Origin of the sequence: Bradyrhizobium sp. CSS354 (assembly GCF_029051725.1) — a bacterium.
In the GTDB taxonomy this organism is placed as follows: domain Bacteria; phylum Pseudomonadota; class Alphaproteobacteria; order Rhizobiales; family Xanthobacteraceae; genus Bradyrhizobium.
Genome location: NZ_JAACFU010000030.1, coordinates 37,989 through 50,530 on the forward strand (window position 1 = coordinate 37,989; position 12,542 = coordinate 50,530).

The following is a 12,542-nucleotide window of genomic DNA, read 5'->3' on the forward strand; positions in this document are numbered from 1 at the left end:
CATAATCAAACGCCGGGCTCGCCACCCTGTGAAGTCAAAAACGATTCGAAGGCCAATGGAACAATTGTGACGTTGCGAGAGCGACACACCTGACAAGCTAGGCCAGCACTGGTGGAGCGCTCTTCCTCGAGACCAGCGAGCGGTAGGCAGCGCCAAGCAACCAGATCAGCCGCGCCTTCGTGCTCATCAATGCGTGGAACAGCTAGCCCAGCGATACCGAACCGCGATCGCTCTCCTCGTCCTGGTCGGCTTAGCTCCTACGCTTCCCGCGGCAGCAATCGTGGTCTGAAGAAGATGGTTCAGCTGCAGCGTTTCGGATTCGGGGTCTTCGCTCTGCAGTCCGTCGTAGAATGTCTTCGCAGACAGCATATTGCCAAGGACCAAGCAAACTTCGCGTGTTGTGAGCGGGTTTTGGAGCAGAGCGGATAGCCGACCCCAAACATCGAGGGGATCTCCAGCGATCGGCTTGCGAATGCGATGTTGGACCGAGAGAGAAACATTACCGTCGCCCTTGAATCTGTGCGCACCTCCCCACCGCTTAAAATTCTCGGGTCTTCGGAGGGAGTAGGTAGAAAACAAAGCCATGTTTTTTTGAGCTTGCGCGCACACCTCCTGTACCGCGGAGGCGGAATACCTTCGAAACGACTTCGACGCCTTCGCGTGCTCCAAAACGACACGTCGGATCGAAAGATCAGCTAGGATATCCCGGCTGAACGTCAGCGCCTTTGTGCAGGGCTCCCGGAACATGTCCCTGAGCTCGTCATGGGCGTCGCCATCGAGGCGCCGGACGAAGTAGGTCGGCAGGAAGACCTCGGCCAGCATGCGCCTCTCGCGTTTCGTCCGGATCAGATACCGGTGGTCGTTGTATTTGTAGGTGGCACCCTCCTGATCGACGTCGCAGGCCTCGCGATCTCGTCCAGGTTGAGGGTCTCGAGGTCCTCGGTCCGCGCCACGAACTGCAGGTGCTGGTCCTTGACGAGCGCCGTCGGCGCCAGGATACCGGAAGCGCTTTCGTAGCTGAGGAGGGCGGTCCCGCCGAACAGCGAGAGCCGGCTGCTGGCGCCCGTGTACCAGAGCCAGTCGAGGGTCTCGGCCAGACGCCCACGAAGCCGGGCGACGCCGTGAGCCTTCGCCAGCTTGCAGGACAGCAGGACGTCTTCCCGCAGCTCCCGCCGGACGCGGCGGGCCTTCAGCACGGTGCTCTCGAACTGCTCGAAAATGGCTTCGGTCTCCGGGCTGCGCCGTCCGCGGGATTTGACCTTCTGCTTGCCGTCTTGGCGCGTGTAGCGGGTCAGATATTCGACGCCGTCGACAGTCCGCCAGGCCATCCCGCCGCCGTCGGAGGCGGCCAGGACCTGCAGCGAGTGCCCGAACTCGGGCCACAGCTGCTCGATCCGGGCGAATTGTGGCGAAGAAAAGCGGGCCAGCGAAGCGGAAGAGCCGAAGCGGGCCTCGCGCGCTCGAAGGCAAGACTGCGCTGCAGGTCTTGATCGATGAGCACACGATCGACGAGGCCAAGATCAAGGCCATCAGAGAAAAGACTAAGGTCTCTCGGGTGGTCGAGAAGCTGCTTCAAGGGTGGCTAGACGGGACCTACAAGCTGAGGCCGTATGGCCGGCTAAGCGCGTCCCGAAGTTGACCAAGCCGAAATTGAACTGCCGTGTGCGCTGCTTACGGTTTCGATGAAGCTGCAGGTCGCCGCGGCCAGACTGAAGAAGAATCAAAGATCTTGATCTCCTGCTGAGTGGCCGATAGTCGCCGTCGGAGCAGCGAGCGCACTATCTGGCCCTTCCAGCACCGTGGAAACCATTCCGAGCCGCTTCCAGCCACGATGAGCATAAGGGGTGAGTTCACCTTGCGGGCTATTCGCAGCAGGGTGGCTGAATCGAGATCGCTCATCTCCGCGATGCCGTCAGGATGCGAATGCCAATCGCCCAGGTAGTCTAGGTCGCCAGCGCTTGTTTTGAAGGCTCTATCGAGTTCGGCTACCTGCCATTTATGGTCCGGCACAAAGCAATGGCGACCGTGGAGGGCGAGGGGGCCAGGGCCGCGGAGGTCGACGACGATGCGGTCCTCACCTGACCGCCACCCAAGTAGTATGCCCCCGTTCTCGAGCGGCGAGAGATCTTGCGCGTCCTCACTCATCGACTGCATGACGCGTGAGGAGAGCCATACCGTCATCGTCAGGCTCCGCAGCATTGAGGGTGAGGAGGGCAGGGATGCGCCTCCCAGCAAGGCAGGGTCCTCGAACCATCTTCGTTTCTGAGCGTCAACACGGCTACCGCCCAGGCGCCCGGATCGTAATTGCCGTCCGACAACAATCCCACCGTCGTCCGCACGATTTCGAGCGAGACCTCCTGCAGGTCGAAGCCGCCACCAGTGAAGGTCGGAGAATTGCAGCCGACCGGAAGCACTATGCCCGCGTTATCGACTCGCGGCTGGGGTATCCGACCGTCCTTCCAGTGGTGGTTGAGGCAAATGAAGCAGCCTTCGCCGTCCGGTAAGAAACGTGCGACCAAGCCGCCTGCAACGCCGTGGGTCGCGTAGCCGACCACATACGGTACGCCCAGGCGTTTGCAATGATGCGCCAATGCAAGCTGCACTTCTTCCGACGCCGAAGCGTCGACAACAACGTCTGCGCCGCGGAGCAAATCGAACACCGGCGCAAGCGCATTTTGAGGGGGAAGCGCTGTAACGTCCGTGAACGCCGCTCCGAGACGGCCCTCGGCGAAACCAGCGCTCGTCCACGGGTAATTCTCGACGATGAAGTTTGCGAGGGCCTGAGACTTGCTTCTTCCCCAAGCAGACCGACCGAGCGGCCAGCGAAGACTGTTGCCCGGCTGGATCGTGTCGAAGTCAAGAAACGTAACTTCTCCAACCCCGGCCCGCGCCAATTCGAGACCGGCAAAACTTCCGATGGCGCCAGCCCCGACCACAACGACCTTCTTTGTCAGAAGCGACTTTGCTATAGGCAGGCGGGAGAAGATGTCGTCTCTCCCGGCCCGTTCTCCGCGAATCAGCTGGGGCACATCTACCGTTGCTCCGTCACCGAGCGCAGGTCGCGCAGCGAGGAACAACCATCCCGAACCATTCTTTTTGGAGCCGTAGGTGGCCTCATCCGGAAACACGATGCCGGTGATCGAGAGAGGGCCACGTCCAGCCTGGTTAACTTTGCGCACGCTCGCCGGCTGCATTACAGCTTGCCGAGAGAGCTCCTCTTCGGCAAGTCGGAGCAACTCGCGTGCGTCCGCGGTTGCAGGGGGAGTGAACTTGACCCAGCGACCGATAACAACTTGGAAGCCTTGTGGCTGCGCCGCGAATCCGAATCGCTTTCCGAGGCCGGCACCGTTGCTGGCTTTCACTTGCCTTAGCACGCCTTCGAACGCGGCCCCATTGGTCCGACTAGAGCGAGGCGAACAAACAATTTCCAAAAGGCCATGTTGCGCTGGCGGAAGCGGTGCCTGACCGTCGAACAGGATCACCGAGTCGTCCTCGGAGGCGCCTGCGAAGTAGGGCATCAAGGGATCGGCGGTCTGCTCCTCGAGCTTAGCTGCATCATCCCAGCGGCTCTCCCTTCTCGCAGCGAGGGCGAGCAGGAGGTGGTCCAACCGTTCTTGAACGAAATCGGCGACAAGTTGGTAGGAATCCCATTGCCCAGCTTCCTGCGTGAGCAGGCAAAGCTCGCGACTGTGCGGGTTCTGATGCCGCTCAAAAGTCTCGTTCGGCGCAGAGACCGCCGGGCGAAAGAACGGGTGTAGCGGCGAATATCCGATACGCAACAGCATCGAAGCGGACTGCCCCTCTACCGGCCAGTCCGCTTCGAGAATCAGAATCCCATTGCCCTTGTGGATAGTCCGAGGCGAAATGCCCAACTTGGCGTACGCCGCCAGTTCGGCATCAAACACCTCGGGCCAGATCGCCCACCAATCCTGGTCGGCACCACCGAGCCTATTGCGCCCAGCCAAGCTTAGCCCACTGGACGGTGGTCGGGCGGCGAACTGGGACGCGGTGGTCCCTTGCCGGGCGTATCACTGGGCGGGCCCGGCGGCACGTCAGGATGCTCTGGATGAGACGGGTGAGGCGGCTTAGACATTCTTGAACTCCTTCTCTTTCTCTGCTCTCTTAGGCCACGGGACCGACGTACGCACGCTGCAAATGCACAGATCCACACCTTGGTCGTCGGCACCGCCGCTTCGTTCCCTTTCCAGCGAATCTCGAGATCGTTATTCAAATGAGGCGCACAATTCCTGCTGGTCCCGCAAGGGGGCGCACGTTTCCAGCAAAATCGATGGACAGTTCGCCGCGTTCCGGCGCTATGGCGTCTGCAAACGGATCGCGCTCCCTCTGACGCTGAGCGAACATTTGCGCGGAAATTCAAAGCTGTGCATTCAAACGCGCCGATGTGAGCCGCTCGACAATCGCGATACAGCTTCTGGACAAGGTGTGCCGTATGCGTCGGTCTCCCTCTATCGCCTCCGAAACGATCTTGACGGAACGTTCGATCATGCTGTCGAACTGATATGAAGAGGGATGAATCGCCGTCGCAAAGGCGCTTGTGAGTCCGCCCAGCTCGATGGCGCTGACGATCTCTATTTAGCGCTTCACCAGCTCGAATCCGGATATGCCGATTGCCTCTTCTTGGTCAGAAGGTCCAGGACCTGGCCATTCCACCACTCGAGGAGCTGCCTGGCAACTCGCGCTCGTTTATCCGAAGAAGCACTTGTATCGACCCGGCTCCGTTACCCGGCCGATTTTGTCCCAATTGATCTTGTTAACGCGCATCGCTAGCTCCACTCGTTCTCAGGCAGCGAACCGGGCGGAGCTTTGAGTTCTTCGAGGCCGGCTTCGATCATGGCCAATTCCTCTTGGATTGCTTTGGCCGCGTTCTGGGTTGATGCCCGACACGGCTTCCAGCTGGGCGAGCAGCTTGCGTCGATGCGCCAGCAAGTCGAGTAGAGCGCGTCGGTCCCGCACCCTCACGTAGCCAGCTACGATCAATTCCATGGCCTTTGACACGTTCGTCGTTTTCCCACCGGCTGCGGATTATCGGGGGCGGCTAAGTTCTGTCAGACCGGCTTCGGTCATACGATATTCGGCACCTTCGCCGGTTGAGCGTCGCTCCATCCATCCGTTTCGTAAAAGAGCGAGCGTTGTTCCGGGGTGATCGGGGAGCTTCGAAGAAGACACCCAATGGCAGTCACGAAGGGGATCGAGCATTTGCCGGTGATACTGATTAAAAAGCGGCCTCCGCTTTTTCTGCCTACGGATGCCTTGAGGTATCGTTTCAAGCGGGCGTTCGGTTTCCATGGCCGTTTGTTGCCATCGCACAGTTTACGATCAGTTACGGATCGGGAACGGCCGGCAATCTTTTCTAAATGGTTCATGGATATTGTTTGGCGGCATGGATGATCGAGGACGCATCTGTTTGGTTCGGGCTGGCCCTTAGGCGAAGCGATGCTCCCTACCGGCGTGGATGGTGCGCGATAATCGACCTGAGCCCTGCCGCTTGCCGGCACCGCCGCGCGCGCGAGCCGCGGGCGGTTCAACGCAGGCGAGAGCACAGGCCGCCGCGTTGTTGCCCGCGAAATAGCCAGAGCCGGAATTGCAGCGCGGCCGGACCCAAGCTGATCGAGCAGAAAGACGGCTCATCACAAGGGTCAAACGCTGCCAATCGCCGTGGTTGCAATGGTAAAAGTTCCTCGCCGACTGACTGGGGGGCACATGGTTAAGGCATTTCGCAATGTGATCATGGCACTTACTTTTGTAGGAGTTGCCGGCTGCAACATTTTTTGGAATTTCATGAATGACTATATGGCCTGTGGCCTTGCGCTGGCGGCTTCAGTTGCAGCCGGCTTTTGCGTTGAGCGCATCTTCATCGAGCGGTCCCGTCGGGAGATGATCCGCCTCCACGGCGCGGACTGGCATTCGGCGGAGAACCGACAGCTCGACTCACGAGCGTCACCCGTCGCGCGCTCGTCGCTTTCATCATCCGACTGTTCGCATTCGACCCGAGGGGCCTAGCCCGATGATCAAACCGGTCCATCCATTCCGGTTCGCTCGCATCGAGCGCCTGCGAGAGCTGCTTGAACGAGACTTCGAAATGGCAGTTGATCCGAATGCGGGCCTGAGCACCACGAAGCTGGTGAGACCCGATCCGCCAATGCCTGATGCAGGTTTGATACTCGGTCGTGATCCAGGAGGGTGCGAACTGGGTCCTTCGTTGCGAGCCATGCGAGCGCTACGGCACCGCAACCGGTCAATACGCCCGAGTAGCATCACGATCTGGAAGGGCGATGACCATAAGCCGACCCCGAGGTAGGGGGGATGCCGAAAGCGAACTCCCGGCTCCCTTGGTCCTTACCGCTTTACAATGTTGCCACAGAGGTCTCGTCGTAGTCGGCACCATCGCCGCCAGGAAGGTAGGCAATAGGAGCGATCCGAACCAAGTCGGGCGCGAGGCTCAACGGCAACAGCTGGCGGAGAAGCAGTGCATGAGCTGGCAACCTGATGATTGAAGGCGGCCCTATGTGGTGTCCCTCACCGGACGGCAGGTCGTCACTGGAAACCAGCACTGTCTGCTCTGGTGACGTGGTCTCGAGAACCATTTCGAGCTCGCCATTGCCGAGCTGACGCGGCGGCAACTCATGGCGGCAGTGGACAACACAGCCAAGACCGGCAAGCGCGGAGCATCAAAGGACCCGCGCGAGCACGATACCTTCCTCGAGTGGTACCTCAGCGAAGGTTGCCTCGAGCACAACGTGCTCGCGCCTATCGAGCGCCCAACGAAACTCGTGCCCAAAGGTCACGCGCCGACGCGGATCTCGTGTTGAAAGATCCACGAGCTTTCTTGATTTGCCGTCGGGATCGGAGCGGCGGGCGCAGGTAGAGCAATGATCTTTTTTGCAACGTGCCCGGGTTGTGCCCCAGACTTTTTGGGGCACAATGTGGGGGAAGCAAGTCACTAAGTTATTGTAAATTCTGGAGGAATGGTGGGCGCACAAGGGATCGAACCTTGGACCTCTCCCGTGTGAAGGGAACGCTCTCCCGCTGAGCTATGCACCCGAAACCATCATGCAGGCGACCCGAGTTTCGGCCGCCGGCGCTTTGGAGCCCGCGATTTAGAAGTGCGGGCCGAAGGTGTCAAGTTTCGAGGCGCTGCCGGGCCGGAAAACCTTCCGCCGCCCCCGCAATGCGGCCGTGAGACCGTTTTACGGCCGCTTACGCGCCCTGCTGCCGGGCGCGGGAGGCGTGGGCCTGGAGCGCGCGGATGCGTTCGGCCAGTGTTCCGCCGCCTTCGGGCAGGGTGCCTGCGGTCGTGCCGTTGGTCGCGGCGTCATTGGCCGGGCGCGGCGCCGGCCTCGGCGGCTGGCCGGCCTCGGCCGCAAGCAGGGCCTCGATCGGCGAGTTCGGGCCTTCGAGCTGCATCGCGAGCTTGGCCACCTCGGCGGCGATGTCGTTGATGCGCTCGCGCAGCAGCGCGTTCTCCATCCGCTCGGTCGCCCAGGAGCTCTCGGCCTGTTGCTGGATCGCGTTGATGTCGCGCTGCAGCTTGGCGCGCTCGTCGCGGGCGGTACGGAGCTGCTCCTCCAGCGCGGTCTTTTCCGCGCGGATCGATTCCATTGCGGCCGACGACTTGCCGCCGCTCAAGGCCGCGATCTCGACGCGCAGCTCCTTGATGGTGCGCTCGTTGCCCTCGTTGGCCTGGCGGAGCTGGTTGTTCTCGTAGTCGCGCTCCGCGAGCAGCTTGCCCTGCGTGGCAAGGCGTCCCTCGAGATCGCCGACGCGGCCCGACAGCATCTCGGCCTCTTTCACCTGCACGATGAGCTGGCGATCTAGGTCGGTGACGCGCTGGCTCAGATTCTCGACGCGGCCGCGGGCGTCGCCGAGCTCGCGGGAGGCGGTCTCGGACTCGGTACGCTCCTGCGCCAGCCGCGCCTGCGTCGCGGCAAATTCCTTTTCGGCGTCGCCGACGCGGTTCTTCAGCTCCTCGATCTGCGCACGTACCACAACCAGCTCGACCTGGCGGCTCTCCGCCATCATCGAGCGGTCGGACAGTTCGGAATTGATCTTTGCGAGCTCGCCCTGCTTGTCCGTCAGCGCGAGCTCGGCGGCGCGCAGGGCGGCGGTCTTGGTGTTGAATTCCTCTTCGGTGGCGCGGAGCTGCTCCTTCACCGCCTTCTCGCGCGCTTCGAGCGCGAAGATCGTGGCGTTCTTCTCGCCGAGCTCGATCTTCATGCGGTTGATGGCGTCGCTCTTCTTGCCGAGCTCGGCGAGCTGGCTCGTGGTCTTGTTCTTGAGCTGGTCGACGCTCATCTCCAGCCGTCGCGCCGACATGGCGAACTCGGCGCGGAGCTGGTCCTTGTCGGCCTGGATCTCGGCCATCGATAGGGGCGTGGCGGCCTCGAGCCGGCGCGTGGTCAGGCGCACGGCGCGGTTATGCACCAGCGGCACGATCGCGAGACCGCACAGCATCGAGAGCAGGAAACCGATCGCCAGGTACATGATCGGTTCGACCATGGGCCAGAACTCCCAAAGCTAAGGAAAAATTTACCAAGGACATTGCATGCGGGGCCGGCAAAAAGCCAGCCCCGACACGTCGTTAACCTTGATCCGTCGCCGGAGGGGAAAGCGGGACGCTAGAACGGGTTCCAGGTCGCGCGCGGGGTGAATTTCAAATAGCCGATATTGGCTCCCAGCCGCAGACCGAGACCCGAGCGGATCGGCACCAGCACGATGTTGTTGGCGGTGAGCGCCGTCATGCCGAAGCCGCCGATGATGTAGGCCGAGCCGTCGAGGCCGGCGAAGCGCTGGTAGATCGCGTTGGTGGCGGGCAGATTATAGACCAGCGTCATGGTACGCGCGCCGTCGCCACCCCAGTCGAAGCCGAGCGAGGGACCCTGCCAGTAGACTCTGAGGTCACCGGCGTTCTTGGTGTAGAGCGTGCCTTCGCCGTAGCGCAGGCCGGCGACGAAAGCGCCGGACCCTTCCTCACCGAGGATATAGCCGTTGGGCAGGCCCCATTGGCTGACCGCCTTCTCGATGATCGAGGCGAGACCGCGCGAGACGTTGCCGAAGAAACGGTGGCCGGCGTTCACGAGTTCGTCCGGCCCATAGGTGCTGGGCGTCGGGGTCCGCTGCGGCGGCGGCAAATCGGGCGGCGGCGGCTGCTGGGCGGAAGCCGGAATGATCCACCCGACCATCGCGGCAAGCGCGACTGCGGCAAGGCGTGATGCGAAAGTCATAAAAGAACCCCTGGTATCGAATCCGGTCGCTTCCTTAACCTGGCGCCAACAGGCGCGGCTCTAGGTTGCGCCGGATGTCCCCTCGACTCGGATGTTATCCGCAGCAACTATGACGGCACAACGGCAGGAAGCCAGCCCTTTGCGCCCCGGAATTGCCTTGATCGGCCTTCTGGTCTGCATGCTGTCGGGCATTTGGATCCTCTGCGCGGGGGTGCCGGTGCAGGCGGCCACCACCGAGCGGATCGTCGTCAACCGTTTCAGCGGCGTGGCCATCGAGGGCTTCGACCCCGTGGCCTATTTCGTCGATGGCGCGGCCGTGCAGGGGACGGCCGAGTTCGAGGCGAACCTGTGGGCCGCAGTCTGGCGCTTTCGGAACGAGGGCAACCGGGCCTCTTTCCTGGCCCATCCCGAAGTCTACGGGCCGCAGTTCGGCGGCTACGATCCGGTCGATATCGCCCGCGGCGTCACCATCGCGGCCAACCCCCGTTTCTTCACGATCGCGGCGCAGCGGCTCTATCTGTTCAGCCGGGAAGCCAATCGCGACGCCTTCGCCGCCAATCCCGAGCGCTTCCTCTATGAGGTGGGCAAGCGCTGGCCGGCCCTCCAGGACAAGCTCAGCCAGTAGCGTCTTTACGATTTCAGAGTCTTGCCGCCTGCCGGGTCACCCCAGGCGATGAACTCCGGGATGATGAAGCCGACTTCGTGCCGCTCGCCGAAGCGGAGTACGCCGCCCTTGCCGTCGGTCACGCTGCCGCCGGCGGCGGTCACGACCGCGTAGCCGGCCCCGACGTCCCATTCACAGGTGGGCCCGAAGCGGGGATAGATGTCGGCACTGCCTTCCGCGATCCGGCCGAATTTCACGGCCGAGCCGACCGTCTTCCTGACTGCGTTGGCGCGGTGATCGATGAACGCCTCGGTTCTGGGATCCCCATGCGAACGGCTCACCGCGGCGATCCAGGGTTCGCCCAGGGGCGGCAGCTTGCGGGTATGGATCGGCTCGGCAGCGCCGATGGTCGCGCCGTCAAACCTGACCCGCTCGGCGCCGCGGCCGACGATGCCGCGCCAGAGCAGCCCGAGTGCGGGCGCGCTGACAATGCCCAGCAGCGGCACGCCCGATGTCACGAGGGCAAGGTTGACGGTGAACTCGTCGCGCCCGGCGACGAACTCCTTGGTGCCGTCGAGCGGGTCGATCAGGAAGAAGCTGTCGCGGAACGGCGGCGAGGCGAGCTGGGTCCGCTCTTCCGAGAGCGTCGGGATGTCGCCCGCAAGCTCCGCCAGCCCGTCCGCGATGATGCGGTCGGCGGCAAGGTCGGCCTCGGTCACCGGCGAGCCGTCCTGCTTGCCGTCGACCCGCATCGCCGTGCGGTTGACCGCGAGGATGGCTTCGCCGGCCTCCACCACCAGCGCGGTGAGCGGCCCCATCAGGTGGGAGGCGGCCGCGCCGTCGATGATCCGCTTCACCTGCATGCCTCATTCATCGGCAATTCCATCCCTACTCAGTGATTCGCCGCGGCATTAGGGCCGCTTCGAACCGATCGCAAGCTAGCTGCCACGGGCTTGCGAATGTTAGAACCAGCAGCATTCGTCAAGCATGCTTGATTCGCCGCGTCCGCGCCGTGCAATTCCAGGAACCCTTTATGTCTGACGCTTCGTCACCCGCTACCGCCACCGCTCCAGATGCGCTCGAACTCGCTGCGCTGCTGTGCTCGCGGGTCTGCCACGATCTCATCAGCCCTGTCGGCGCCATCGTCAATGGGCTCGAAGTGCTCGACGACGATCCCAAGCCCGACGACCGCGAGTTCGCACTCGACCTGATTCGCAAGAGCGCGAAGACCGCCTCCGCCCGCCTCCAGTTCTGCCGCCTCGCCTTTGGTGCGGCCGGCTCGTCCGGCGCGCAGATCGATCTCGGCGACGCCCAGACCATGGCGCGCGGCCACATCGAGGACGGCAAGTGCTCGATCACCTGGAATCTGCCGCGGATCTTGCTGCCGAAGAATCGCGTCAAGCTGTTGCTCAACATGTTGGTCGTTTCGCAGCACACGATCCCGCGCGGCGGCACGCTGACGATCGATCCGATCGGCGAGGGCGAGACGATGAGTTTCCGCATCACCGCGACTGGACACAATGCGCGCCTGCCGCAGAACATCTCCGAGCTCCTGAGCGGCGAGCGCGGCCCGGCCGCGGATGCGCATGCGATCCAGCCTTATTATACGCGGCTGTTGGCAGAGGCTTGCGGGCTGACGGTGCGGCTCGCGCACGAAGGCGAGGCCATCACCATTATCGCGTCGTAGACACGAAGCCGCTCTCAAACGTTAATCGAATCTTTACAAGGCGCTTCGGCTTGTCCGGAGCGCCTTATCTCTTTGTTGATTCCGTTCTTTTCCACATACTCAACCAATATTAAACGCTTTGCGGTGAAGCTGGCCCCATTCCGAATTGGCGCATCACGTCTTGTGCGCGCCCTCCCTGTATGAAGGCCTGTTTTCATGGATGATCTGTTGCGGGAGTTTTTGACGGAAACCAGCGAGAGCCTGGACACCGTGGACAATCAGCTGGTGAAGTTCGAGCAGGAGCCGAACAACGCCAAGATCCTGGATAACATCTTCCGGCTGGTCCACACCATCAAGGGCACGTGCGGCTTCCTCGGATTGCCGCGACTTGAAGCGCTGGCGCATGCCGGCGAGACGCTGATGGGCAAATTCCGTGACGGCATGCCGGTGACCGGGCAGGCGGTGACGGTGATCCTGTCCTCGATCGACCGCATCAAGGAAATTCTGGCCGGGCTGGAGGCGACCGAAGCCGAGCCCGAGGGCACCGACCGCGATCTCATCGACAAGCTGGAAGCCATGGTCGAGCAGGGCATGGCGGCTATGGCGGCCGGCGTGGCTGCTCCCGTGGCTGAAGCGCCGCCGCTGGTGCCGGACGCGCCTGTCGCCGTGGAAGCCGCGCCGACCTCCGGCGTGCTGGCCGACCAGAGCCTGGAGCGTCCGCTGCGTCCGGGCGAAGTCTCGCTCGACGAGCTCGAGCGCGCCTTCCGCGAGACCGCGATCGAAGTCCCGGCCCCGGTTGCCAAAGCTGAAGTCAAGGCCGAGCCTGAGCCTGCCGCTGAAGCCCCGGTGCCTGTTGCCAAGGAAGCAGCGAAGGAGACCAAGGCACCCAAGGACAAGGCCGCACCGAAGAAGTCGATCGCCGACGAGGGCGCCGGCGAGGGCGCCAGCATCGCCAACCAGTCGATCCGCGTCAACGTGGATACGCTGGAGCATCTGATGACCATGGTCTCCGAGCTGGTGCTGACCCGCA

The 12,542-nt window shown here is 62.7% G+C and carries 10 protein-coding genes and 1 tRNA gene; 3 read left to right on the forward strand and 8 right to left on the reverse strand.

Annotation, left to right across the window (positions count from 1 at the left end):
- Nucleotides 1-186: 186 nt before the first annotated feature.
- The 7 genes from GWG67_RS36110 to GWG67_RS36140 all read right to left on the reverse strand — a co-directional run bounded on the left by GWG67_RS36110 (nucleotide 187) and on the right by GWG67_RS36140 (nucleotide 9,242).
- Nucleotides 187-822, reverse strand: coding sequence for a hypothetical protein (locus GWG67_RS36110; protein WP_275174446.1), 636 nt, complete (start codon nucleotides 820-822; stop codon nucleotides 187-189).
- 23 nt (nucleotides 823-845) lie between these two features.
- A complete protein-coding gene (locus GWG67_RS36115; RefSeq protein ID WP_275174447.1) occupies nucleotides 846-1,328 on the reverse strand; it encodes a hypothetical protein in 483 nt (160 codons plus the stop codon).
- Between the two features lie 343 nt (nucleotides 1,329-1,671).
- On the reverse strand, nucleotides 1,672-2,181 hold the full coding sequence (locus GWG67_RS36120; protein ID WP_275174448.1) for a Mov34/MPN/PAD-1 family protein: 510 nt from the start codon (nucleotides 2,179-2,181) through the stop codon (nucleotides 1,672-1,674).
- Nucleotides 2,182-2,183: 2 nt separating this feature from the next.
- Nucleotides 2,184-3,965 carry a ThiF family adenylyltransferase gene (locus GWG67_RS36125; protein WP_275174449.1) on the reverse strand — a complete coding sequence of 594 codons (1,782 nt, stop codon included), beginning with the start codon at nucleotides 3,963-3,965 and terminating at the stop codon, nucleotides 2,184-2,186.
- 3,022 nt (nucleotides 3,966-6,987) lie between these two features.
- Nucleotides 6,988-7,062, reverse strand: a tRNA-Val gene (locus tag GWG67_RS36130).
- 156 nt (nucleotides 7,063-7,218) lie between these two features.
- Complete coding sequence (locus GWG67_RS36135; protein ID WP_275174450.1) at nucleotides 7,219-8,517, reverse strand: hypothetical protein; 1,299 nt, start codon at nucleotides 8,515-8,517, stop codon at nucleotides 7,219-7,221.
- A gap of 119 nt (nucleotides 8,518-8,636) precedes the next feature.
- Complete coding sequence (locus GWG67_RS36140; protein ID WP_007606270.1) at nucleotides 8,637-9,242, reverse strand: DUF1134 domain-containing protein; 606 nt, start codon at nucleotides 9,240-9,242, stop codon at nucleotides 8,637-8,639.
- A 139-nt stretch (nucleotides 9,243-9,381) separates the two neighbouring features.
- On the opposite strand from GWG67_RS36140, the gene GWG67_RS36145 reads away from it, so the two are divergent.
- On the forward strand, nucleotides 9,382-9,867 hold the full coding sequence (locus GWG67_RS36145; protein ID WP_275174451.1) for a YHS domain-containing (seleno)protein: 486 nt from the start codon (nucleotides 9,382-9,384) through the stop codon (nucleotides 9,865-9,867).
- Between the two features lie 5 nt (nucleotides 9,868-9,872).
- Here GWG67_RS36145 and GWG67_RS36150 read toward each other — a convergent pair whose 3' ends face one another.
- A complete protein-coding gene (locus tag GWG67_RS36150; protein WP_275174452.1) occupies nucleotides 9,873-10,709 on the reverse strand; it encodes a 3'(2'),5'-bisphosphate nucleotidase CysQ in 837 nt (278 codons plus the stop codon).
- A 170-nt stretch (nucleotides 10,710-10,879) separates the two neighbouring features.
- On the opposite strand from GWG67_RS36150, the gene chpT reads away from it, so the two are divergent.
- A complete protein-coding gene (gene chpT / locus GWG67_RS36155; RefSeq protein WP_018458347.1) occupies nucleotides 10,880-11,533 on the forward strand; it encodes a histidine phosphotransferase ChpT in 654 nt (217 codons plus the stop codon).
- A 195-nt stretch (nucleotides 11,534-11,728) separates the two neighbouring features.
- The coding region (locus GWG67_RS36160; RefSeq protein WP_275174453.1) for an Hpt domain-containing protein at nucleotides 11,729-12,542 on the forward strand (814 nt) is incomplete at its 3' end.

Bases quoted from the DNA above. Each gene is read 5' to 3' on its own strand.
- GWG67_RS36110 (WP_275174446.1), bottom strand. From the start codon at position 822: ATGCTGGCCGAGGTCTTCCTGCCGACCTACTTCGTCCGGCGCCTCGAT.
- GWG67_RS36115 (WP_275174447.1), bottom strand. From the start codon at position 1,328: ATGGCCTGGCGGACTGTCGACGGCGTCGAATATCTGACCCGCTACACG.
- GWG67_RS36120 (WP_275174448.1), bottom strand. From the start codon at position 2,181: ATGACGGTATGGCTCTCCTCACGCGTCATGCAGTCGATGAGTGAGGAC.
- GWG67_RS36135 (WP_275174450.1), bottom strand. From the start codon at position 8,517: ATGGTCGAACCGATCATGTACCTGGCGATCGGTTTCCTGCTCTCGATG.
- GWG67_RS36140 (WP_007606270.1), bottom strand. From the start codon at position 9,242: ATGACTTTCGCATCACGCCTTGCCGCAGTCGCGCTTGCCGCGATGGTC.
- GWG67_RS36150 (WP_275174452.1), bottom strand. From the start codon at position 10,709: ATGCAGGTGAAGCGGATCATCGACGGCGCGGCCGCCTCCCACCTGATG.
- chpT (WP_018458347.1), top strand. From the start codon at position 10,880: ATGTCTGACGCTTCGTCACCCGCTACCGCCACCGCTCCAGATGCGCTC.